Source organism: Streptomyces sp. NPDC052064, from assembly GCF_055585925.1.
This window is the reverse complement of sequence record NZ_JBVJJE010000008.1, coordinates 279,732-302,241: the sequence shown is the minus strand read 5'-3', so window position 1 is coordinate 302,241 and position 22,510 is coordinate 279,732. Positions and strand designations below refer to the sequence as shown.

The following is a 22,510-nucleotide window of genomic DNA, read 5'->3' as shown; positions in this document are numbered from 1 at the left end:
GCCGCTAGCCTTTTGAGTCACAGCAGTGGTTCCAGGCAGGCGGTAGGCAGATGGACTTCCCGGCGGACTTCTCCGCGGACTTCCCGGCGCACACGCAGACCCACCCGCACGGCGGATGGCCCGGCAACGAACTGGAGGAGGTGCTCTCGGCCTCCCTCGGCGCCGGGCCGTCGGCCGGCGGGCGGATCGTCGAGGTGCTCGGCCGGAGTTTCGTCTGGGTCCCCCTGCCGAGTGGCGGCGGCCCCCAGAGCGGCCCTCTCGACCTGCCCGGGATAGAGATCGAGGGCCAGGCGTACGTACCGGTGTTCAGCTCCGAGGAGCAGTTCCGCCAGGTCGTCGGCTCCCATATGTCGTACACCATCGCGCCCGCCGTGGAGTTCGCCCGCGGCCTGCCCCCGCACGCCGGGATAGCCGTCAATCCGGGCGGGGTGGTCGGCATACCGCTCCCGCCGCCCGCCGTGGCCGAGCTCTGCAGGGCCGGCCGGACACCCTTGGACGGCCCCGCGAGCGGCGGCCGGGTCCGCCTCTTCGAGCCCGACTGGCAGGACGACCCGGTGGACTTCCTCGCCGCCGCCTCCGCCGAGTTCGAGGCGATCGGCGTCGTCGTCACGGCCCGCCGCTGCCTCGCCGCGATCGAGACCGCCGACCCGGTGATGTTCGTGGGCGTCGAACTCTCCCAGTGGGAAGGTGACCTGCGAGCCCTCCCGCTGGAGGCCCTGTCCCGAGCCGTGACCAAGTCCCCGGCCCCCTGGCCGGTCAACCTGGTCCTCCTGGACGTGGCGGAGGACCCGGTGGGCACCTGGATGAAGGACAGGGTCCGGCCCTTCTACCAGCGGTAGGGCAACCGGCCGAGGGGTGCGGGGCTGTAGCATCATGCGGCTCCGCCGCGTGGGCGCGATCGACCACGAACAACCCGCGGCCGCGAGACGACACCAAGCTCCGAGCTCATGGGCGGGCTTAAGCTAGGTCACGGTCGAGGCGTTGTACGAAGGGGCGGTAAAGGTGAGCGCGAGCGGCACGGCCGCGGCCGGACAGGTCGAGCACATGCTGCGCCAGGTCACGCCCGGGCGTTACGACGCCTACGAGGCACTCCTGCGCGCGCTCGCCACCCCGCACACCGGCCAGATCTGGATGCTTCTCTGGCACGGCCAGGCGGGCTCCCCCGACGCCCAGTACGGGAACATGGAGGTCGACGGCTACGGCTACGCCCCCTGCGTGACCTCGGCCCAGGAGCTCTCGGCCAGCGGCTGGAACCGCTCGTACGAGGTGGTCGACGGAATCGACGTCGCCCGCGCCCTCTACCCCGACCACTACGGCCTCTGGCTCAACCCGCACGCCCCCGGCGGCGGCGTCGGCATCCCGTGGCTCGACCTGCGCCGCGTCGCCACGGGCCTGGACCGCCAGCCCGCCGGACCGCTGCGGCTGTCCGAACCGGCCATCGAGATCCCGCAGTTCTACGCCCTGCTCGCGCAGAACGCCCACCGCACCCCGGCCGTCCGCTCACTGCGCCGGGCCTGGGTGCAGCCCGCGCTCGGGGCGCCGTATCTCGCCATCGGACTGGATGTGTACGACACCTCGCCGCCGGCGGTGGATTCCGTGCGCGCGATGATGCAGCAGTCCCTCGGTGCCGTACCGGACGGGCTGCCCGTCTCGACCGTAGCCATGTCCGACGAACACGACCCGGTCGCCATGTGGCTGCGTGCGAGCGCCCGCCCCTTCTACGACCGCGAGGCCCACGCCACCGCCCCTGTCCAGGCCCCGGCCTCGGGCTACGGCTTCCCCCCGGCTCAGGGCAGGTACTGACCCGCCCCGCGGCCGACCCGCGGGCCCCCGATTCCCACTCTCAAAACGAGACAGGCTCTCAGCTCTTCGCGCGTAGATAAGGGTGAAAAATGAGAGTATGCCCTAAAGTGCCCCTATTGCAGTGCGTCCGACCCCCGTTACCCGTTGTCCGGATAACGGAACCCCGCAGACAGCATCACGTTTACGCATCCTTTCACCGCCAAGTCTGGCAACAGATCGCCAAAGCGTTGAAGACTCCCCGCAAGACACGGGCCGGGTCGGTCTCGTGTACGAGACAAACAAAACCGCTACAGCGGCAGCCAGGGGCTCGGCGATCGCCGGCCCGAGAGGGGTCAATCGCACCGTGACCGCACCGATCGAGACCACCGGGGCGGAAGCCGGAGCACAGCCCGAGGCCGTGCTCTCCGGGGTCAAGAAGAGCCAGATCGAAGGGCGTTCTCTCACCCAGATCGCCTGGATGCGCTTCAAGCGGGACAAGGTGGCGATGGCGGGAGGCGTCGTCGTCATTCTGCTCGTGACGATGGCGGTGTTCTCCAAGCCGATCCAGTGGATCTTCAACCTCGATCCCAACAAGTTCAACCAGGACCTCATCGACCCCGCCCTGCTCGCCCCCAAGGGCGGCTGGGGAGGCATGAGTTGGGACCACCCGCTCGGCGTGGACCCCCAGTACGGCCGGGACATGCTCGCCCGCATCATCGACGGCTCCTGGGTCTCCCTCCTGGTCGCGGGCGGCGCCACGCTGCTGTCCGTGTGCCTCGGCACCGTGCTCGGGGTCGTCGCCGGCTACTACGGCGGCTGGATCGACAGCGTCATCAGCAGGCTGATGGACACCTTCCTCGCGTTCCCGCTGCTGCTGTTCGCCATCTCGATCTCGGCCTCGGTGCAGGACGGTTTCTTCGGTCTCGACGGGCTGTCCCTGCGCATCTGCGTGCTGATCTTCGTGATCGGCTTCTTCAGCTGGCCGTACATCGGCCGCATCGTGCGGGCGCAGACCATGACCCTGCGCAAGCGGGAGTTCATCGAGGCCGCCACGAGCCTCGGGGCACGCGGCCCGTACGTCCTGTTCCGGGAACTGCTCCCGAACCTCGTCGCGCCGATCCTCGTCTACTCGACGCTGATCATCCCGACGAACATCCTGTTCGAGGCCGCGCTGAGCTTCCTCGGTGTCGGTATCGCTCCGCCGCAGGCCTCCTGGGGCGGCATGCTCAGCAACGCTGTGGACCTCTACACGGCTGATCCGCAGTACATGTTCGTGCCCGGACTGGCGATCTTCATCACTGTCCTGGCCTTCAACCTGCTGGGTGACGGGCTGCGTGACGCCCTCGACCCTCGCAGCAAGTGATCCATCGAATGAGGGGGCTTCCTCAGGTGAAGACGAGAAGGGTGACCGCCGGCGTTGCGTCGGTCCTGGCGCTGTCGCTGGGTGCTGCCGCGTGCGGCGGCGGAGGTGACGACAACGACGGGGGAGGCAACGGCAAGAAGGACGCCGCGCTGAACTCGATCGTCAACGCGTCGAGCAAGAAGGGCGGTACGGTCTCGTACGAGCACTCGGACGTGCCGGACTCCCTCGACCCGGGCAACACGTACTACGGCTGGGTGCAGAACTTCTCCCGCCTCTACGGCAGAACGCTCACCACGTTCAAACCGGCGGCGGGCAAGGAAGGCCTGGAGGTCGTGCCGGACCTCGCCGAGGGCCTCGGCAAGTCCAGCCCGGACGCCAAGACCTGGACGTACAAGCTGCGTGCGGGTGTGAAGTTCCAGGACGGCACCCCGGTGACGTCCAAGGACGTGAAGTACGCCGTCGAGCGCTCCAACTTCGCGCCTGAGGCGCTGTCCAACGGCCCGACGTATTTCAAGGCGTACCTCGAGGGCGCCGACAAGTACAAGGGCCCGTACAAGGACAAGTCCGCCGAGGGCATCAAGTCCATCGAGACGCCGGACGACCGGACGATCGTCTTCAAGCTGAAGCAGCCGTTCGCCGACTTCGACTACCTGGCGACGTTCTCGCAGACGGCGCCGGTGCCGAAGGCGAAGGACAACGGTGCGAAGTACGTGCAGAACATCGTGTCCTCCGGCCCGTACCAGTTCCAGTCCTACGAGGAGGGCCGCGGCGCCACCCTCGTGCGCAACCCGCAGTGGGACGCCAAGACGGACCCGGTCCGTAAGGCCCTGCCGGACAAGGTCACGATCAAGTTCAAGGTCAACCCGGTCACGGTCGACAACAACCTGCTCTCCGACAAGATCACGGTTGACGCGGCCGGCACGGGTGTGCAGCCGCAGACCCAGCCGAAGGTGCTGCGGGGCAAGTACGTCAACCAGACGGACAGCTCGTACGCCGGTGCGACGCAGTACATCGCGCTGAACCTGAAGGTGGCACCGTTCGACAACATCCACTGCCGCAAGGCTGTGCAGTGGGGCCTCGACAAGCAGTCGGTGCTCGACGCCATGGGCGGCTCGCCGAAGGGTGACGTGGCGACCACGATGCTGCCGCCGTCGGTCAACGGCTACGCCAAGTTCGACACCTACGCGACCGAGGGTCACAAGGGTGACGTGGCCAAGGCCAAGGCGGAGCTGAAGGCGTGCGGCAAGCCGAACGGGTTCAGCACGATCATGACCGCCCGCTCCGACCGCCCCGCCGAGGTGGCGCAGGCCACGGCCGTCCAGGCGTCGCTGAAGAAGATCGGCATCAACATCGAGATCAAGCAGTTCCCGGCCGGTAAGTACTTCTCCAACTTCGCCGGTGTCCCGAGCTACGTTCACAAGAACAAGCTCGGCATGCTGTCGATGGCGTGGGGCGCGGACTGGCCGACCGGCTACGGCTTCCTCGACCAGGTCGTCAACGGTGCCGCCATCAAGCCCTCGGGCGGCAACAACCTGATGGAGCTGGACGACCCGAAGATCAACAAGGCCCTGACGGACGCGATCGCCAACACCGACGACGCGGCCCGCACCAAGGCCTGGGGCGAGATCGACAAGATGGTCCTCGACAACGCCTCGGTCGTGCCGGTCATCTACCGCAAGAACCTGCTGCTCCGGCCCAAGTCCGCGACGAACGTCACGGTCACGCAGGCCTACCTCGGCATGTACGACTACCTGCTGATGGGCTCCTCGAAGTAACCAGCAGGCCGGATCCTTTCGAAAGGCAGGTGAAGGCACCGGGTGGCCGCGGCGGACGATCCCGCCGCGGCCACCCGGGGCCGTACAGCTGTGGCTGCGTACATCCTCCGACGCGTCATGGGCGCGGTGCTGTTGCTGCTGGTGGTCAGCGCAGTCACCTTCGCCATCTTCTTCCTGGTGCCCCGCCTCGGGGGCCAGACGGCCGACCAGTTGGCCACCCAGTACGTCGGCAAGGACGCGAACCCCGAGTCCGTCGCCGCCATCAAGCAGAACCTGGGTCTGGACCAGCCGGTCTACGTCCAGTTCTGGGAGTTCATCAAGGGCCTCGTAGTGGGCGCCGACTACAAGTTCGGCCCCGACGCGACGCACTGCGGCGCACCCTGCTTCGGGTACTCCTTCAAGAGCCACATCGAGGTGTGGCCCCAGTTGGAGCAGCGGATCCCGGTCTCCTTCTCGCTGGCCGTCGGTGCGGCGGTGATCTGGCTGATCTCCGGTGTGACCACCGGCGTGATCTCGGCATTGCGCAAGGGCAAGCCGATCGACCGCATCTCGATGTTCATCGCGCTCGCCGGCGTCTCGCTCCCGATCTTCTTCACCGGCCAGATCCTGCTCGCGCTCTTCGTCTACGAGATCCCCGTCTGGGAGAGCATCGACTACGTCCCGTTCACCGAGAACCCGGCCGAATGGGCATGGCACATGGTGCTTCCCTGGATCAGCCTCGCCTTCCTCTTCTCCGCGCTCTACGCCAGGCTCACCCGGGCGGGCATGCTGGAGACGATGAGCGAGGACTACATCAGAACGGCCAGGGCCAAGGGACTGAAGGAGACCACGGTCGTGACCAAGCACGGCCTGCGCTCCGCGCTCACTCCGATCGTCACCATCTTCGGCATGGACTTCGGCACCCTCGTCGGCACCGCGGTGCTCACCGAGACCGTGTTCTCGCTCCAGGGCATCGGCGCATACTCGGTCCAGGCCATCAAGGACAACGACCTGCCCATCGTGATGGGCGTGACCCTGGTCGCCGCGTTCTTCATCGTCTTCTGCAATCTCGTCGTCGACCTGGTGTACGCCGCCATCGACCCCCGGGTGAGGTACTCGTGAGCAAGCTCGACAAAGCCGCGCTCGGCGAGCCGGACACCACCGCCCCGTCCGTCCCGGACGACGTGTTCCTGTCCGTCCGCGACCTGCGCATCCACTTCGACACCGACGACGGTCTGGTCAAGTCCGTGGACGGCGTCAGCTTCGACGTGCGCAAGGGCAAGACCCTGGGCATCGTGGGCGAGTCCGGTTCCGGCAAGTCCGTCACCTCGCTCGGTGTGATGGGCCTGCACCGCTCGGCGCGCGCCCACGTGTCCGGCGAGGTGTGGCTGGACGGCCAGGAGCTGATCGCGGCCGACCCCGACGACGTACGGCGGCTGCGCGGCCGGAAGATGGCCATGATCTTCCAGGACCCGCTGTCGGCGATGCACCCCTACTACTCGGTCGGGCAGCAGATCGTCGAGGCGTACCGGGTCCACAACGACGTCAGCAAGAAGGTCGCCAAGCAGCGGGCGATCGAGATGCTCGACCGGGTCGGCATCCCCGAGCCCGCCAAGCGCGTGGACGGCTACCCGCACGAGTTCTCCGGCGGTATGCGCCAGCGCGCCATGATCGCCATGGCGCTGGTGAACAACCCCGAGCTGCTCATCGCCGACGAGCCGACCACCGCCCTGGACGTCACCGTGCAGGCGCAGATCCTCGACCTGATCCACGATCTCCAGAAGGAGTTCGGCTCCGCGGTCATCATGATCACCCACGATCTGGGCGTGGTCGCCGAGATGGCCGACGACCTGCTGGTCATGTACGGCGGCCGGTGCGTGGAGCGCGGTCCCGCCGAGGACGTGTTCTCCGAGCCCCGGCACCCCTACACCTGGGGCCTGCTCGGCTCGATGCCGCGTATGGACCGGGAGGAGACGGACCGGCTCATCCCGATCAAGGGCGCGCCGCCCTCCCTCATCAACCTCCCGTCCGGCTGCGCCTTCAACCCGCGCTGCCCGTACGCGGACATCCCGAAGGACAACGTCACCCGCACGGTCCGCCCCGAGCTGACCGAGGTCGGCGGCTCGCACTGGGCCGCCTGCCATATGACGCAGGAGCAGCGGGAGCGTATCTGGACCGAAGAGATTGCGCCGAAGCTGTGAGCGACGACAAAGCGGTGAGCAAACCGGACACGAGCGGGAGCACCCTCACCCAGGACACCGCCGCCGACGGCGAGATCCTGCTGAAGGTGACCGGCCTGCAGAAGCACTTCCCGATCCGCAAGGGTCTGCTCCAGCGGCAGACCGGCGCGGTGCGCGCGGTCGACGGCATCGACTTCGAGGTCCGCAAGGGCGAGACGCTCGGCGTGGTCGGTGAGTCGGGCTGCGGCAAATCCACCATGGGCCGGCTGATCACGCGGCTGCTCGAACCGACCGGCGGCACGGTCGAGTTCCAGGGCAAGGACATCACGCACCTGAAGGCCGGCGAGCTGCGCCCCATGCGCCGCGACGTGCAGATGATCTTCCAGGACCCGTACTCCTCGCTGAACCCCCGGCACACGATCGGCACGATCGTCGGGGCCCCCTTCCGGCTCCAGGGCGTCGAGCCCGAGGGCGGTGTGAAGAAGGAGGTCCAGCGGCTGCTGTCGGTGGTCGGCCTCAACCCCGAGCACTACAACCGCTATCCGCACGAGTTCTCCGGCGGCCAGCGTCAGCGCATCGGCATCGCCCGCGCGCTCGCGCTCAACCCCAAGCTGGTCGTGGCGGACGAGCCGGTCTCCGCGCTGGACGTGTCGATCCAGGCGCAGGTGGTGAACCTGCTGGACGACCTCCAGGAGGAGCTCGGCCTGACGTACGTGATCATCGCGCACGACCTGTCGGTCGTCCGGCACGTCTCGGACCGGATCGCGGTGATGTACCTCGGCAAGATCGTCGAGCTGGCCGACCGCGACAAGCTGTACAAGTCGCCGATGCACCCGTACTCCAAGGCCCTGCTGTCGGCCGTGCCGATACCGGACCCGAAGCGACGAGGTGTCAAGAGCGAGCGCATCCTGCTCAAGGGCGACGTGCCCTCGCCGATCGCCCCGCCGAGCGGCTGCCGCTTCCACACCCGGTGCTGGAAGGCGACGGAGATGTGCAAGACCACGGAGCCGCCGCTGGTGGAGCTGCGTGCCGGGCAGCGCGTCGCCTGCCACCACCCGGAGAACTTCGACGACCAGCAGCCGCAGGACACCAAGCTGCTGTCCTCGGCGAAGGAGGCGGCGGGCGGTTCGACCGCCGGGAAGGCGCCCGCCGAGGAGCCCGTGGAGAAGTGAACCCGCCGGAGCCCCCGCCCTCGCACATCGGGGCGGGGGCTCGGCCGTGGGTAAAAATGTTCGGGTGCTCCTGCAACTCTTCAGTCCGTCCGTCCAGCACACGCTCGACCTGATCGGCATCTTCGTCTTCGCGATCTCCGGCGCCCTGCTGGCCGTGCGCAAGAACTTCGACGTGTTCGGCATCGCCGTGCTCGCCGAGGTCACCGCGCTGGGCGGCGGGCTCTTCCGAGACCTGGTCATCGGGGCCGTACCGCCCGCCGCCTTCACGGACCTGGGGTACTTCCTCACCCCGCTGCTCGCCACGCTCCTCGTCTTCTTCCTGCACCCCCAGGTGGAGCGCATCCAGGTCGCGGTGAACGTCTTCGACGCGGCCGGTCTCGGCCTGTTCTGCGTCGCCGGCACGATCAAGGCGTACGAGTACGGGCTCGGCCTGACGGCCTCCGCAGGTCTGGGGCTGACCACCGCCGTGGGCGGCGGTGTGCTGCGGGACGTGCTCGCCAACGAGGTGCCCTCGCTGCTGCGCTGGGACCGCGACCTGTACGCGGTCCCGGCGATCGTCGGTTCCGCCCTGGTCGCCCTGTGCATCCGCTACGACGCCCTGAACCCGCTCACCAGTGGTGTCGCGGTGATCACCGCCTTCGTACTGCGCCTGCTCGCGATGCGGTTCCACTGGCGAGCTCCGCGGGCGTGGCACCGGCGGTCGACGGTGAGCGAGGAGGAGCAGCCCGTCCTGCCGTGACGTGGCCGCGGCCCGTCACCTCCGTCAGCCAGCGGAACGCCGGGACCACCTGCGGCCGCCACAGCGCCATGGTGTGACCGCCCGCGCTCCTCGGGATGTACACCACGTGCACGGTCGTCGGCGCCTTCGCGGCCTGCTCCAGGGCGACGGCTGCCTCGTAGCCGTCGTGCGGCTGGCCGGAGAGGTAGAGCGAGACGCGCGGCGGGACGGGCGCCCTGCGCAGCAGCAGGTAGGGGTTGTTCCCGGCCCGCAGGGTGGGGTTCTGCGCGGCGAGTGAGTCGCGTTCGCCGATCGGGTCGTTGTAGCCGGACAGGCTGACGGCGGCCCGGTAGCGGTCGGGGTGGGCGAGGGCGAGCTTGGCCGCGCAGTGCGCCCCGGCCGAGTAGCCGGCCACCGCCCAGCCCTGCGGGGCGGACTCGGCGCGGAAGTTGTCCATGACCATCATCGGCACGTCGACGCTCAGCCAGGTGTCGGCGTTGACCGTGCCCGGGATGTTGGCGCAGCCGGTGTCCACACCGGCCAGCAGATTGGTGCGCGGCGCGACCAGGATGAACGGGGCGACCTGCCCGTCCCGCATCAGCGGCTCCAACTGCTCGTGCGCGTGCAGCGAGCCGAACCAGGCCTTCGCCGAGCCGGGGTAGCCGGGCAGCAGCTCCACGACCGGGAACCTGTGGTGCCGGTAGGCCGGTTCGTCGTACTGCGGCGGGAGCCAGACGTAGACCTCGGCGTTCACGCCTGACACCCGGCCCTTGAGCTGGGTGACGCGCACCCCGCCGGCCGCGCGCATGCCGGGCCCGGTGGCCGGCCGGAAGGTCTGGCGCAGCTTCGGCAGCCGCTTCAGCGCGATGCCTCCGGTGCCGTCGGCCCCGAGGTCGGCCGCCTGTTGCACGTGGTCGCCGGTGCCGAGCAGGTCGGCCCAGTTGTCGTACAGGTTGTTGGCGTTGTTGACCAGCGTGAAGACCAGCGCCACGGCGGTTCCCTGGGCGAACAGCAGCATCAGCGCGCGCGTCGCGGTGCGCAGGGCGCGGGGGCCGCGGACGCGCGACCACAGGACCAGCGGCAGAGCGAGCGCGGCGACCGACAGCGCGATCAGCGTGTAGAGGAACGGAGTCCCGGTGAGGCTCATGTCTCTTCAGAGGGACGGACGGCCTTCCGGGTTTACGGACGAGTGCGGACACTTACCGAGAAATTGCCCGGTCCTCACCTGAGTCCGAACCGACCAAAGCTACCGCTTAGTAGTTAGTTCTTGTACTGTTCAGCCATGCCAGAGTCAGCCTCCGCCCAGGCCGTCCGGGCCACGATCGGCGACAGCGAGTTCGACCGCGACACCGCGCTCACCCGACGCGCGCCCGGCGTCTACGACATCGACCTCTCCGCCGGCTGGACGATCATCAGTGCCGTCAACGGCGGCTATCTGCTGGCCGTCCTGGGTCGCGCGCTCGCGGACACCCTGCCGCACGCCGACCCCTTCACCATCTCGGCGCACTACCTCACCGCGTCGCAGCCCGGCCCGGCGGTCGTCCGCACGGACGTCGTCCGCACCGGCCGGACCCTGTCGACCGGCCAGGCCTCCCTCTGCCAGTACGACGATCAGGGCCGCGAGGTGGAACGCATCCGCGTCCTCGCCTCCTACGGCGACCTGGACGCCCTGCCCGACGACGTCCGTACGACGGCCGGGCCGCCCGCGATCCCGCCGATGGAGCACTGCTTCGGCCCGGAAGACGGTCCCGCCCCCGTCTCCGGCAGCTCGGCCATCGCCGACCGGCTGATGCTCAAGCTCGACCCGTCGACCCTGGGCTGGGCCCTCGGCAAGCCCTCCGGCAAGGGCGAGATGCGGGCCTGGTTCGGGCTCGCGGACGGCCGGGACCACGACCCGCTCTCCCTGCTGCTGGCGGTGGACGCCCTGCCGCCCACCGCCTTCGAACTCGGGCTGAAGGGCTGGGTGCCCACCGTCGAGCTGACCGTGCACGTCCGCTGCCGCCCGGCGCCGGGCCCGCTGCGCGTGTCGATCACCACGCGCAACCTCGCCGGCGGCTTCCTGGAGGAGGACGCCGAGGTGTGGGACAGCGCCGACCGGCTGGTGGCGCAGTCCCGTCAGCTCGCCCGGGTCAGGCTCGGCTGAGCGGCTCGCGCCCCAGCCAGGCCGCCAGCCTGCCGTAGACGTCGGCGTCCTCGGGGGCCGGCCGGGCCGTGGCGAACGGCGTGTTCTCGTCCCGCTGTTCGTCCGGCAGCATGCGCTGGGCGACGGTCAGCGCGAACTCGGCGAGCTCCGGGTCGAGTGCGCGTGGATGCCCCAGGGACTCGGACAGGTCCCAGGTGTGGGTCACCGTCTCCAGGACGTAGGCCGACAGGGCGGCCCGGCCGGGCATCTCGCCGAACGGCAGGCGCACCACCGCGTCCAGCAGGTCGTCGCCCGCCCAGGCCTTCACGGCCCGGGTCCTGGCCTCGTCGTACGCGGCCGTCCAGCCGTCGTCCGGCACACCCTCGGCGAACGGCCGTACCGCGACCGCGTCACCGCCCTCGGCGACGACGGCCCCTCGGTGGGTCGCGCCGGTGAGATGGCTCAGCAGGGTGCGCACGTCGAACTCGGTACACGGCGTGGGGCCGTCGAGCTGCTCGGCGCGGACGGACCGGATGAGCTCGGCAGCCTGCTCCGTGGCGCGGCCGAACAGCGGACGGGGATCGTTGGTCATGAAACTCCTCCTGAGTGCGTGGGCAGGAGGAGCATCGCCGGAAAACCTGACAACTGCCGTCAACATTTGCACGGCCCCTCGCCCGCCACGATGCTGATGCCGTGAAGTCCGACCGCCTGCTGTCGATCCTGCTGCTCCTCCAGACCCGCGGCCGGGTCCCCGCCCGCGAACTCGCCGAGCGGTTGGAGGTGTCGGTCCGCACCGTCTACCGCGATGTCGAGGCCCTGTCGGCCGCCGGCGTCCCGGTCTACGCCGAACGCGGCCGGCACGGCGGCATCGAACTGCTCGCCGGGTTCCGTACGGACGTCACGGGGCTGACCGCCGACGAGTCCCGCGCGCTGTTCGTCCTGGCCGCGCAGGGCGCGCACACCGCGCTCGGCCTGGACGCGGCGTTCGGCTCGGCCCTGCGCAAGGTGATGGCCGCACTGCCGGCTCCGCACCGCCCGGCCGCCGAGACGGCCTCCCGCCGCATCCTCGTCGACGCCACCCGCTGGCGTGGCGGGCCGCAACCGGCCGTCGACCTGGAGGTGCTGCGGGACGCGGTCTTCGCCGACCGCAGGCTGCGGCTGCGCTACCGGCACAGCGGAGAGCGCCAGGTGCGGACATACACCGTCGACCCCTACGGCCTCGTCGCCAAGGCGGGCGTCTGGTACCTGGTCGCCGACCGGCGGGCCGAACCCCGGCTCTTCCGGGCGGACCGGGTGCGCTCCGCGCGGCTCCTCGACGATCCCGTACGGCGGCGCCCGGGCGTCGAACTCGCCGACGCCTGGGAGGGCCTGCGACGCCAGGTCGAGGAACGGCCCGGCGGGCTGGACGTCACCGTCCGGGTGCGGCGGGACCGGCTCGACATGTTCCTGCGGCTGACGGCCTTCCTGCCGGCGGAACTCCTCGACGACGACGGCGAGAGCGAGTGGGCGACCGTGCGGCTGACGTACGGACTCCTCCCCGAGACCCGCCAACTGCTCCTGTTCGCCGACCAGGTGGAAGTCCTCTCGCCCCCTCGGGTGCGCGAGGAGCTGGCCCGTGCGGCCGGTTCCGTCACGGAGCTGTACCAGCGCTCCGATGACACACCGGGGTGAACGTCCTGGTCCGCGGGGTGTTTTGAGGCGCGTTTTGCCCTGCTCGCAGGGCGGTCACAGGACGGTCCCAAGGGAGCCCTGAGCGGCGTTGGTTGAGTGCCCGACTCAGGAATCCCCCATCTTCCCTGGAGTTGTCTCTCATGAAGCGTGTGCGTCTCGTTCCTGCCGTGGCCCTGCTGGCGCTCTCGCCCCTGGCCCTGGTGGCCTGCGGCTCCGGCGACTCCTCGACGTCTTCGGACAGCGGCGGCGGTTCCGGCCAGCAGCAGGCCTGCCGGGCGCCTTCGGGGGCGCCGAGCGGGGCGCCTTCGGGTGCGCCTTGGGGGCCCCGTCCGGTGCGCCGTCGGGTGCTGCTTCCGGCGGTGCCGAGCCGACGGGGACTCCGTCCGGGGCGCCTTCGGGGATGCCCAGCGGGGCGCCGGGTGGCGGCCAGGGCGGCCAGGGCGGTTCTGGGGGCGGCCAGGGCGGCGGCTGTGGGGCTCCGGGCGGTGGGGGCCAGGCCGCGGGCGGGCAGGGGCAGCAGGCCCGGTAGGCGTACGCGGACGGGCCCGGCCCGTCCGGGACACGACAGGGGCGGCGCGCTCGGCGAACGGGCGCGCCGCCCCTGTCCTCGTTCCCGCCGTGCGGTCAGTCCAGCCAGTGATGGCGGCCCAGGCCGATCAGCCGCATCTGCCGGGTCGCCATCTGCGCGACATGCCGGGTCCGCTCCTCGCGCTCCTGCTCCGGCCCCTCCAGCGCCTCCAGGAAGAGCGACGCGGTGATCAGCATCTGGTCGACGTAGAGATGCGCGAGCATCAGCAGGTCGTCCTCGGTCCAGCCCGCGGACACCGGGTCCTTGGCCAGTTCGTCCTTGACCTCCTGGGCGAAACGAGCCAGTTGGTCCCGTATGGCCTCCCGTACCGGCTGGACTCCGCCATGTCGCTCACGGGCGATGAACCGGACATGTGCGGGGTACCCGTCGACGTGACGGGCGATCAGCTCGATGGTGCGTGTGATGCGCTCCTCGCTGTCGCCCGTCGTGGACACCGTCGTCCGGATCATCGGGTGCAGGCTGCCCAGCGCCTCCTCGACCAGGGCCACGCCCAGATCCGCCGTGGAGCGGAAGTGGCGGTAGAAGGCCGTCGGGGCGACACCGACGGCGCGGGTGACCTCGCGCAGCCCCAGGCTGCTCAGACTCTGCTCCTCCAGCAGCCCGAGGGCCGCGTCCAGGAGTGCCTGCCGGGTCTTCTGCTTCTGGGCCTGCCGGATGCCGAGGGTGTGACTCATACCATGCAGTTAACAACTGTTCTCTGTGATTGGGAAGTCATGGGGCGCGCTAGACTGGGAAGTCAGTGAACAACTGTAACTACAACCGTTCACCGAAACCCTGGGGGTTGTTTCCCGTGCTGTTCATCGTCGCCGCACTCCTGCTGCTGGGTGCCGTGCTGGGCACCGTGGCCCACGCGCCGCTCACCTTCTCCGTCGCCGCGGGCGCCGTCATCGCCGTCTGGCTCGGCGTCTTCGCGCTCCGCGAGCGCCACGGCCGCCGGCGCCACACCCAGGCCCACTGACGCCGCACGCGCACGCCGACCATCACCGACCCGACACCGGGAGTCGATCATCATGCAGCTCACCGCTCCGGCCACGCGCCGCACCGGTATCCGCGACACCGACGGCATGGCCGTCGCGTCCTTCATCCTCGGCCTGCTCGGCCTCCTCGTCCTGAACGTCTTCCTCGGCCCGATCGCCATCGTGCTGGCGAGCATCGCCCTGTGGCGCGGCACCCAGCGCCGTGGCCGCGCGTTCCTGGGCCTGGGTCTCGGCGTCGCCGACCTGGTGGTCCTGGTGGCGTTCATGCAGGCCGACAGCACGATCTCGTGGAGCTTCTGAGCCGTCGTCGGACAGCCTTTCGCCGACAAGTCGCGGCCGGCCCGGGGGCGACGGGTCGCAGCCGCGCGGGAAAGCGGTTCACTTCCCTTCAGGTTCGGCCAACCTTGATCTGAGGACGGTCGAGGGGGAGCCGTAGAATCGGGCTCACCATGGCTTACCTCGACCACGCCGCGACCACCCCGATGCTCCCGGAGGCGGCAGAGGCTCTCACCGCCCACCTGGGTGCCACCGGCAACGCCTCCTCCCTCCACGCATCCGGCCGGCAGGCCCGCCGCACCGTCGAGGAGGCCCGCGAGACCCTCGCCGAAGCCCTCGGCGCCCGCCCCAGCGAGGTCGTCTTCACCTCGGGCGGCACGGAGGCCGACAACCTCGCCGTCAAGGGCCTTTACTGGTCACGCCGCGACGCCGACCCGGCCCGCACCCGCGTCCTCGCCAGCCCCGTCGAGCATCACGCGGTCCTCGACGCCGTGCACTGGCTCGGCGAACACGAGGGCGCCACCATCGAGTACCTGCCGGTCGACGCCCACGGCCGCGTCCACCCGGAAGCCCTGCGCGAGGCGATCGCCCGCAACCCCGACGACGTGGCCCTCGCCACCGTCATGTGGGCGAACAACGAGATCGGGACGATTCTGCCGATCCGCGAACTCGCCGACGTGGCCGCCGAGTCCGGTGTCCCGCTGCACTCCGACGCCGTTCAGGCCTTCGGCCAGATCCCCGTGGACTTCGCCGCCTCCGGCCTCGCCGCGATGGCGGTGTCGGGCCACAAGATCGGCGGACCCTACGGCATCGGCGCCCTGATCCTCGGCCGCGAACACACCCCCGTACCCGTCCTGCACGGCGGCGGCCAGGAGCGGCATGTGCGCTCCGGCACCCTCGACGTGCCCGCCATCGCCTCCTTCGCGGTCGCCGGGCGGCTGGCCGCCGAGCAGCGCGAGTGGTTCGCCCGCGAGATCGGCGCCCTGCGCGACGCCCTCGTCACCGCGGTCCGTACGGCGGTGCCGGACGCGATCCTGGGCGGCGACCCGGACCCGGAGGGACGGCTCCCGGCCAACGCGCACTTCACGTTCCCCGGCTGTGAGGGCGACTCCCTGCTGCTCCTGCTCGACGCCCAGGGCATCGAGTGCTCCACCGGCTCCGCCTGCACCGCCGGCGTCGCCCAGCCCAGCCACGTCCTCCTCGCCACCGGCACCGACCCCGACCTCGCCCGCGGCACCCTCCGCTTCTCCCTCGGCCACACCTCCACGGAGGCCGACATCGAGGCCCTGGCGAAGGCCATCGGCCCGGCGGTGGAACGGGCGCGGGCGGCGGGGCTGACCTGAGGGCAGGTCAGTCGGACACCGGCCGTGACGGCTTCTGTCCGCCTTGGGTCCGCGACGGCGCGGTGGCGGCCGCGGCCGTGATGGCGCGGAGCACGGACTTCTGGGGGTCGACGCTCGGTGTCGGCGGGAACTTGGCCGCCAGACCCTTCAACAGCCGGATGTAGGCGGCTCGTTGGGGCGGACGGGGCTCCGCACGGCCCGCTTCCCACGCACTCACGGTCTCCCTGCGGACCCCCAGCGCGTGGGCCACGCTCTCCTGGCTGAGACTGCCGGCCTCGCGCAGCCGTTTGCGCTCGGCGGGCTCGGGCAGCCCGCCCGCCGGCGAAGCCTCTTTCAGCAGGGCGTCGACAGCGGAGAGCAACGCTTTCCCCTGATCCTCGGACACGCTGGTCACCTCCCGTTTTCGTTCCTGGGAGCGTACCGAACCGCACGCTGAAACGTGCATTGAAGCGCGCATGGAATCCCTCAGTTGGAACGCACATGTTCCGCACGTGGAACGCTCGCCATCGCTTTTCCGGGAGGCAGTCGATGCTGAAGCTGCGTGGATGCCGCTGACCTGGGGATCTGCTGGTCGGATTCGGTGATCGCTACCGTCCCGGCCCCTGAACTGACATCGGACGGTTCTGTCAGACAGGGATAGTTTTCCGGGCCGCAGATTGTCGCCTTCTGCAGAAGAGCTCTCATCGTGCTCAACGTTAACGTGAGCGTTGCGCGCACGTTCCTCACGGGTCGCGCACGCTCCCCGTCTGCGGGAATCGCCTGCCCTTCGGAACGGAACATGCCATGCCTTCGCACGCGCTGACCGAAGCCGCTGCCGCTGCCGCGCCCATGTATCTCACGGCCGCTGTCACGGCCTGCCTCGGGCTCCTCGCTCTGGCGGTCAAGCTCGTCCTGCGCAAGCTCAAGCAGCGCCGCCAGGACCTCGCCGGTCCGCTGCAGGCGCTGACCGCCCTGTTCGCACTGCTCAAAGTTCTGGACACCAGGCCCACGACCGCCAAGGACCTGGAACTCATCCAGGAGCACGTCGACGTCCTCGAGGGCGCGGTACTCAGGCGGAAGAGGCTCGGCAAGATCCTCGACGAGGTCGTCCGCCTCGCCGGTGCGTACCGGGCCATCGAGTTACCGGAGGTAGGCCATCGCCTCCCGGCCGGTCTGAGTGCCAGCGCCCTGTACGAGCGCTCGCGCAGGCAGGGCACCGTCGCGCGGGAGCTCCAGGCCGCCGTCGTCGCCGCGACGGAACGGATCGGGCGCATGCACCGCCGCTGATCATTTGCCGGCTCATGCCCGTGACCACTGCTCGCTCACGCCCGTGCCGTACGCGCCTCACGCACCAGCCGCATGTACCTGTCCCAGTCCCAGTGCCGCCCCGGGTCCGTGTGGTCCGTGCCCGGGACCTCCACGTGGCCGATGATGTGCTCGCGGTCGACGGGTATGTCGTAGCGCGCGCAGATCCGGGCCGTGAGCCGGGCCGAGGCCTCGTACATCTCGTCAGTGAAGTCCTGCGGGCGGTCCACGAAACCCGCGTGCTCGATGCCGACACTGCGCTCGTTGTAGGAGCGGTTGCCCGCGTGGTACGCCACGTCCAGCTCGCGGATCATCTGGGCGATGTGCCCGTCCTTGCGGACGATGTAGTGCGAGGCCGCCTTGTGTGCCGGGTCCTGGAAGGCCTTCACCGCGCTGTCGAAGCTGCCCTGGGTGACATGGACGACCACCATGTCTATGCCGTAGTCGTCCGGCCGGTCCGCGCGGCGCCAGTTCGCGTCCGACGCGGCCACCCAGCGCGCGCCCGCGTAGTCGACCTCGCCCTCCTTGCGCGGCTTCTCGACGCCCGGCACGCGCCACCACAGCCGGCCCAGCTCGTCCCGGGCCAGCACCGCGGAACCCGCGGCGGCCGCCACCCCGCCGACGATCAGGGCCCGCCGCCCGATGCGCCGGTCCGTGTCCTTGGATGCTCGTCTCGCCCCCATGTGATCGCCAACGGATACCCGGCGGTCTTGGTTCCCGCGCCCCCGTACCCTGGAAGGGTTATGACTGACACCCCGCAGCGCTCCCGTCCCCTCCGCGTCCTGGCCGCCATGTCCGGCGGAGTCGACTCCGCCGTCGCCGCCGCCCGCGCGGCCGAGGCGGGCCACGACGTGACCGGCGTCCACCTCGCGCTCTCCGCCAACCCTCAATCCTTCCGGACGGGCGCGCGGGGCTGCTGCACCATCGAGGACTCGCGCGACGCCCGCCGCGCCGCGGACGTCATCGGCATCCCCTTCTACGTGTGGGACCTCGCCGACCGCTTCCGTGAGGACGTCGTCGAGGACTTCGTCGCCGAGTACGAGGCCGGCCGCACCCCCAACCCCTGCCTGCGCTGCAACGAGAAGATCAAGTTCGCGGCGCTGCTGGACAAGGCGCTGGCGCTCGGCTTCGACGCGGTCTGCACGGGCCACTACGCGCAGGTCGTGACCCTGCCCGACGGCACCCGCGAGCTGCACCGCGCCTCCGACATGGCCAAGGACCAGTCGTACGTCCTCGGCGTCCTGGACGAGAAGCAGCTCGCCCACGCGATGTTCCCGCTCGGTGACACGGTCACCACCAAGGACGAGATCCGCGCGGAGGCCGAGCGCAGGGGCCTGGCGGTGGCCAAGAAGCCCGACTCGCACGACATCTGCTTCATCGCCGACGGCGACACCCAGGGTTTTCTGGCGGGCCGGCTCGGCAGGTCCGAGGGCGACATCGTCGACGAGTCCGGCAACCGGCTCGGCACGCACGAAGGCGCGTACGGCTTCACCATCGGTCAGCGCAAGGGCCTGCGCATCGGCACCCCGGCGCCCGACGGCAAGCCGCGCTACGTCCTCGACATCTCCCCGGTCACCAACACGGTCACGGTCGGCCCGGCCGACGCGCTCGACGTCAGCGCCCTGACCGCGATCAAGCCGCGCTGGTGCGGCGTCGCCCCCACCGGCCCGGGCACCTACACGGCCCAGCTCCGCGCCCACGGCGGCGAGACCGAGGTCACCGCCGAGCTGGTCGACGGCCACCTGGAGGTGTCGTTCGCGGAGCCGGTCCGCGGCGTCGCCCCCGGCCAGGCGATCGTCCTGTACGACGACACACGCGTGGTGGGGTCGGCGACGATCGCGTCGACGACTCGCGCTACGGCGGGCGTGGCCTGACCCTGCGGGCGTCCGGGGGCGGGCAGGCTCCACGCGCGCGTGCCCCCGTCCCTCTCGGCCCCGCGTGAAGAATTCAGCTCAGCCCCGCGTGAAGAAATCCACCAGCACCGGCGCCATCACGTTCGGCTCCACCATGTGCGTCTGCCCCTGGAGCGTCCGGTACGACCCGTCGGGGACGGAGTCCGCGATCGCCCGGGCCGCCTCGCGGAGCCAGGCAGGGCTCGCGTCGCCCGCGACCGCCAGGACCGGGACGCCGACCGAGCCCAGCCGGGCGCGCGGCACCCGGCCGTCGCGCATGACGGCGTCGTCGTAGGCGAGGCTCGGGGCGATCGACTCCATGGCGGCCCACATGGGGGACTGGCGGGCGCCCTGGATCACGCCCTCACCGAGGCCGGTCAGTCGCAGAAACAGCTCGACCGCGTCCCCGCGCCGCCCCTCACCGAGTGCCTCCGTCAGACGCTCGGTGTACTCCGCGCGTTCCCTGGCGCCCTCCTCGGACATCGCGAACGGCGTCTCGTAGACCGCGACGCGCCGCACCGGCAGGCCGCTCGCCGCCGCCTCCAGCGCCAGTGCCCCGCCCGACGAGATGCCGTACAGGAACGCCTCGCCGCCCACCGCCTCGATCACCGCCGCCAGGTCCTCGACCTCGCGCTCCACGGCGTACGGCGCCGTGTCCCCACTGGCACCGCGGCCCCGGCGGTCGTACACGACGGCCTGGAAACGCTCCGAGAGCGACACGGCGAGCGGCGCCAGGGTGCCGCCCGTCGACATCGCGCCGCTCACCAGGACGACCGCGGGGCCCCGGCCGGTGCTCTCGTAGGCGATGCGGGTGCCGTCACGCGAAAGGATCTTCTTGTCCATGCCAATGCAGACTGCCGCACGGCACGGTGTTCATCGATGAGGCGGGCCGCGCGTCAGCCGATCACATCACTTCCACCTCGTAGAAGCACAGGTGGTCCTTGATCTCCGCGACGTCCGGCTTGGGCTCCGGATACGCCCAGACGAGGTCCGCGGCGTCCGGCAGCGACCAGTAGGACGCGGTGCCCTTGAACGGGCAGTACGTGCGCGTGCCGGACGGCGTCAGCAGGTCGAGGCGTACGTCCTCGGCCGGGATGTAGTAGCGATCGGGACAGCCCGTCTCGCGCAGGACGAGCGGCCGGTCGCTCTCCGCCAGGACCTGCCCGGCGTACACCACGCGCACGGGCCGGTCACTCTTCTTGATGGTGATGCGATGCCCGGTGGTCACGAACGCCCTCCTCGGGGTAGCGGACTCCTCGGATACAGCGCACGTCGAAGCGGAGTTCTTCCCTCGCCGCAGGAGGCCACCCATGCAAGCCACGGAACCGGCCAGAAACCGCAGCGCCCTGGCCCACCAGGTCCGGTACGCCCTGCGCCACCCGGAGCGCGTGCCCGCGCACGCCCGGCGCGCGGCGCGGGACGCCTGGCTGCGGCTGCGGTACCGCGACGACCACATCGCGTACTACCGCGCCGTGATGGCCTCCGACGCGGCGCGCAGCGCGGAGGCGGCGGTGGGACACAACCCCTCGCGTGAGGCGTGGGTGCGGATCGGACGCATGCAGTTCGACTACATGGTGGGGCACGGCCTCCAGCCGCACCACCGCATGCTGGAGATCGGCTGCGGCAACCTGCGCGCCGGGCGGCTGTTCATCGACTACCTCGACGCCGGGCACTACTACGGCATCGACATCTCGCCACACATCCTGCTCGCCGCCCAGGACACCCTCGCGGCCGAGAAACTCCAGCCCAAACTGCCCTATCTGGCGCTCGCCGACGACCTCACCTTCGCTTTCCTGCCCGACGGGCACTTCGACGTCGTGCACGCGCACAGCGTCTTCTCGCACTCGCCGCTGCACGTCATCGAGGAGTGCTTCGCCCATGTCGGCCGGATCCTCGCCCCCGGCGGGTTCTTCGACTTCACGTTCGACCGCACCGAGGGCGAGGAGCACCAGGTGCTGCACGAGGACTTCTACTACCGGACGGCGACGCTGACCGAACTCGCCGCCAAGTACGGCCTGGACGCACGCTTCATGGACGACTGGGAACAACTCCCGCACCGGCAGTCCAAAATGCGCGTCGCCACGACGGTGGACCGGGCCCGTACGGTGGTCCCATGAACATCTGTGTCTTCCTCTCCGCCGCCGACCTCGACGAGCGCTACACCCGTCCCGCGCGGGAGTTCGCCAAGCTGCTGGGCAAGGGCGGCCACACCCTGGTGTGGGGCGGCTCCGACGTCGGCCTCATGAAGGTGGTCGCCGACGGCGTGCAGGAGGCGGGCGGCCGGCTCGTCGGCGTCTCCGTGCAGTTCCTGGCCGCCAAGGCCCGCCCCGGCGTCGACGAGATGGTCGTCGCCCGTGACCTCGCCGAGCGCAAGAAGCTGCTCCTGGAGAAGGCCGACGCCGTGGTGATCATGGTCGGCGGCACCGGCACGCTCGACGAGGCGACGGAGATCCTGGAACTGAAGAAGCACGGCCACACGGACAAGCCCGTGGTCCTGCTCAACACCGAGGGCTTCTACGACGGCCTGAAGGTGCAGTTCCGCCGTATGGAGGACGAGGGCTTCCTGCCCCGCCCGCTCACCGACCTGGTGTTCTTCGCGGAGGAGCCGGTGGGGGCGCTGGCGTACCTGGAGGAGAGCCGGGGCATCGAGTGACCGCGCGCTGATGCGAGCATGGCGGGCATGGCTACTCATGTGATCACCGGAGCCGGCTCCGGCATCGGCGCCGCCGTGGCCCGCCGTCTGCACGCGCGCGGGGACGACCTCGTGCTGCACGCGCGCGACGCGGGCCGCGCGAAGGAGCTGGCGGCCGAGTTCCCCGGAGCGAAGACCCTGGTCGGCGACCTGGCCGACCCCGACAAGCTCTCCTGGGCCTTCTCCCACCAGTCGCTGCCCGACCGCGTGGACTCGCTGCTGCACATCGCCGGGGTCGTCGACCTCGGCCCGGTCGGCGAGCTCACCCCGAAGACCTGGCGCCACCAGCTCAACGTCAACCTCGTCGCCCCGGCGGAGCTGACCCGCCACTTCCTGCCCCAGCTGCGCGCCGCCCGGGGGCACGTGGTCTTCGTCAACTCCGGCGCCGGGCTCAACGCCCACGCCGGCTGGTCCGCGTACGCCGCCTCCAAGCACGGTCTGAAGGCCCTCGCCGATTCCCTCCGCCACGAGGAGCACGCGGGCGGCGTCCGCGTCACCTCGGTCTATCCCGGCCGCACGGCCAGCCCCATGCAGGCCAAGGTCCACCAGCAGGAGGGCAAGGAGTACGACGCGTCGAAGTGGATCGACCCCGAGTCGGTCGCCACGACGATCGTCATGGCCCTGGACCTGCCGAGGGACGCCGAGGTCAACGACCTGACGGTACGTCCGGGGAACTGACCGGCCGGGCCGCTGCG

Annotated in this window: 25 protein-coding genes; 18 read left to right on the top strand and 7 right to left on the bottom strand. The window is 70.3% G+C overall.

The features are described from left to right. Positions 1-50: 50 nt before the first annotated feature. From ACZ6TU_RS23320 to ACZ6TU_RS23285, 8 genes are all read left to right on the top strand, one after another. On the top strand, positions 51-839 hold the full coding sequence (locus ACZ6TU_RS23320) for an enhanced serine sensitivity protein SseB (protein ID WP_467676768.1): 789 nt from the start codon (positions 51-53) through the stop codon (positions 837-839). Positions 840-1,002: 163 nt separating this feature from the next. Beyond that, on the top strand, positions 1,003-1,803 hold the full coding sequence (locus ACZ6TU_RS23315; RefSeq protein WP_467676770.1) for an enhanced serine sensitivity protein SseB C-terminal domain-containing protein: 801 nt from the start codon (positions 1,003-1,005) through the stop codon (positions 1,801-1,803). Between the two features lie 343 nt (positions 1,804-2,146). Next, positions 2,147-3,145: an ABC transporter permease gene (locus ACZ6TU_RS23310; protein ID WP_467676772.1), complete on the top strand. Its 999-nt coding sequence runs from the start codon at positions 2,147-2,149 to the stop codon at positions 3,143-3,145. 8 nt (positions 3,146-3,153) lie between these two features. After that, positions 3,154-4,920 (top strand): ABC transporter substrate-binding protein, encoded by a 1,767-nt coding sequence (locus ACZ6TU_RS23305; RefSeq protein ID WP_467676774.1) that lies wholly within the window; start codon positions 3,154-3,156, stop codon positions 4,918-4,920. A 90-nt stretch (positions 4,921-5,010) separates the two neighbouring features. Then, complete coding sequence (locus ACZ6TU_RS23300; protein ID WP_467676776.1) at positions 5,011-6,021, top strand: ABC transporter permease; 1,011 nt, start codon at positions 5,011-5,013, stop codon at positions 6,019-6,021. After that, entirely contained in the window at positions 6,018-7,100 is a 1,083-nt protein-coding gene (locus ACZ6TU_RS23295; RefSeq protein WP_467676778.1) for an ABC transporter ATP-binding protein, read from the top strand. Before ACZ6TU_RS23300 ends, ACZ6TU_RS23295 begins: the two co-directional genes overlap by 4 nt. Then, a complete protein-coding gene (locus tag ACZ6TU_RS23290; RefSeq protein WP_469550715.1) occupies positions 7,097-8,251 on the top strand; it encodes an ABC transporter ATP-binding protein in 1,155 nt (384 codons plus the stop codon). Before ACZ6TU_RS23295 ends, ACZ6TU_RS23290 begins: the two co-directional genes overlap by 4 nt. Positions 8,252-8,315: 64 nt before the next feature. Then, positions 8,316-8,990, top strand: coding sequence for a trimeric intracellular cation channel family protein (locus ACZ6TU_RS23285; RefSeq protein ID WP_467676782.1), 675 nt, complete (start codon positions 8,316-8,318; stop codon positions 8,988-8,990). On the opposite strand, the gene ACZ6TU_RS23280 is transcribed toward ACZ6TU_RS23285, so the two are convergent. Beyond that, a complete protein-coding gene (locus ACZ6TU_RS23280; protein ID WP_467676784.1) occupies positions 8,881-10,116 on the bottom strand; it encodes an alpha/beta hydrolase in 1,236 nt (411 codons plus the stop codon). The two genes, ACZ6TU_RS23285 and ACZ6TU_RS23280, sit on opposite strands and share 110 nt — an antisense overlap. Positions 10,117-10,251: 135 nt before the next feature. Between ACZ6TU_RS23280 and ACZ6TU_RS23275 the strand changes: the two genes are divergently transcribed. Beyond that, complete coding sequence (locus tag ACZ6TU_RS23275) at positions 10,252-11,112, top strand: thioesterase family protein (RefSeq protein WP_467676786.1); 861 nt, start codon at positions 10,252-10,254, stop codon at positions 11,110-11,112. On the opposite strand, the gene ACZ6TU_RS23270 is transcribed toward ACZ6TU_RS23275, so the two are convergent. Further along, on the bottom strand, positions 11,099-11,683 hold the full coding sequence (locus tag ACZ6TU_RS23270; protein WP_467676788.1) for a TIGR03086 family metal-binding protein: 585 nt from the start codon (positions 11,681-11,683) through the stop codon (positions 11,099-11,101). The genes ACZ6TU_RS23275 and ACZ6TU_RS23270 overlap by 14 nt on opposite strands. A 101-nt stretch (positions 11,684-11,784) precedes the next feature. Here ACZ6TU_RS23270 and ACZ6TU_RS23265 point away from each other — a divergent pair, with 101 nt between their 5' ends. Continuing rightward, entirely contained in the window at positions 11,785-12,762 is a 978-nt protein-coding gene (locus ACZ6TU_RS23265) for a helix-turn-helix transcriptional regulator (RefSeq protein ID WP_467676790.1), read from the top strand. Between the two features lie 624 nt (positions 12,763-13,386). On the opposite strand, the gene ACZ6TU_RS23260 is transcribed toward ACZ6TU_RS23265, so the two are convergent. Beyond that, entirely contained in the window at positions 13,387-14,025 is a 639-nt protein-coding gene (locus ACZ6TU_RS23260; RefSeq protein WP_467676792.1) for a TetR family transcriptional regulator, read from the bottom strand. Positions 14,026-14,141: 116 nt separating this feature from the next. On the opposite strand from ACZ6TU_RS23260, the gene ACZ6TU_RS23255 reads away from it, so the two are divergent. The 3 genes from ACZ6TU_RS23255 (at position 14,142) to ACZ6TU_RS23245 (ending at position 15,947) form a co-directional block, all read left to right on the top strand. After that, on the top strand, positions 14,142-14,309 hold the full coding sequence (locus tag ACZ6TU_RS23255) for a hypothetical protein (protein WP_467676794.1): 168 nt from the start codon (positions 14,142-14,144) through the stop codon (positions 14,307-14,309). Between the two features lie 52 nt (positions 14,310-14,361). Beyond that, entirely contained in the window at positions 14,362-14,628 is a 267-nt protein-coding gene (locus ACZ6TU_RS23250) for a DUF4190 domain-containing protein (protein ID WP_467676796.1), read from the top strand. Positions 14,629-14,777: 149 nt separating this feature from the next. Beyond that, entirely contained in the window at positions 14,778-15,947 is a 1,170-nt protein-coding gene (locus ACZ6TU_RS23245) for a cysteine desulfurase family protein (protein ID WP_467676798.1), read from the top strand. Between the two features lie 7 nt (positions 15,948-15,954). On the opposite strand, the gene ACZ6TU_RS23240 is transcribed toward ACZ6TU_RS23245, so the two are convergent. Then, on the bottom strand, positions 15,955-16,332 hold the full coding sequence (locus tag ACZ6TU_RS23240; RefSeq protein ID WP_469550707.1) for a helix-turn-helix transcriptional regulator: 378 nt from the start codon (positions 16,330-16,332) through the stop codon (positions 15,955-15,957). A gap of 398 nt (positions 16,333-16,730) precedes the next feature. Between ACZ6TU_RS23240 and ACZ6TU_RS23235 the strand changes: the two genes are divergently transcribed. Beyond that, positions 16,731-17,213 (top strand): hypothetical protein, encoded by a 483-nt coding sequence (locus ACZ6TU_RS23235; protein ID WP_467676802.1) that lies wholly within the window; start codon positions 16,731-16,733, stop codon positions 17,211-17,213. Positions 17,214-17,248: 35 nt separating this feature from the next. Here ACZ6TU_RS23235 and ACZ6TU_RS23230 read toward each other — a convergent pair whose 3' ends face one another. Beyond that, a complete protein-coding gene (locus ACZ6TU_RS23230) occupies positions 17,249-17,914 on the bottom strand; it encodes an N-acetylmuramoyl-L-alanine amidase (RefSeq protein ID WP_467676804.1) in 666 nt (221 codons plus the stop codon). A 60-nt stretch (positions 17,915-17,974) separates the two neighbouring features. Between ACZ6TU_RS23230 and mnmA the strand changes: the two genes are divergently transcribed. Beyond that, positions 17,975-19,105 carry a tRNA 2-thiouridine(34) synthase MnmA gene (gene mnmA / locus ACZ6TU_RS23225; protein ID WP_467676806.1) on the top strand — a complete coding sequence of 377 codons (1,131 nt, stop codon included), beginning with the start codon at positions 17,975-17,977 and terminating at the stop codon, positions 19,103-19,105. 78 nt (positions 19,106-19,183) lie between these two features. Here the strand turns inward: mnmA and ACZ6TU_RS23220 are convergent, their stop codons facing one another. Both ACZ6TU_RS23220 and ACZ6TU_RS23215 read right to left on the bottom strand, forming a co-directional pair. After that, complete coding sequence (locus ACZ6TU_RS23220; RefSeq protein ID WP_467676808.1) at positions 19,184-19,966, bottom strand: alpha/beta fold hydrolase; 783 nt, start codon at positions 19,964-19,966, stop codon at positions 19,184-19,186. 61 nt (positions 19,967-20,027) lie between these two features. Next, positions 20,028-20,351 (bottom strand): DUF427 domain-containing protein, encoded by a 324-nt coding sequence (locus ACZ6TU_RS23215; RefSeq protein WP_184988450.1) that lies wholly within the window; start codon positions 20,349-20,351, stop codon positions 20,028-20,030. 82 nt (positions 20,352-20,433) lie between these two features. Here ACZ6TU_RS23215 and ACZ6TU_RS23210 point away from each other — a divergent pair, with 82 nt between their 5' ends. Genes ACZ6TU_RS23210 through ACZ6TU_RS23200 form a run of 3 tightly spaced genes read left to right on the top strand, consistent with a single transcriptional unit; the run spans position 20,434 to position 22,493 of the window. Further along, positions 20,434-21,240, top strand: a complete 807-nt coding sequence (locus ACZ6TU_RS23210; protein ID WP_467676810.1) for a class I SAM-dependent methyltransferase — start codon at positions 20,434-20,436, stop codon at positions 21,238-21,240. Further along, entirely contained in the window at positions 21,237-21,776 is a 540-nt protein-coding gene (locus ACZ6TU_RS23205; protein WP_469550701.1) for an LOG family protein, read from the top strand. Before ACZ6TU_RS23210 ends, ACZ6TU_RS23205 begins: the two co-directional genes overlap by 4 nt. A gap of 18 nt (positions 21,777-21,794) precedes the next feature. Beyond that, positions 21,795-22,493, top strand: coding sequence for an SDR family oxidoreductase (locus ACZ6TU_RS23200; RefSeq protein ID WP_467676814.1), 699 nt, complete (start codon positions 21,795-21,797; stop codon positions 22,491-22,493). Positions 22,494-22,510 lie beyond the last annotated feature (17 nt).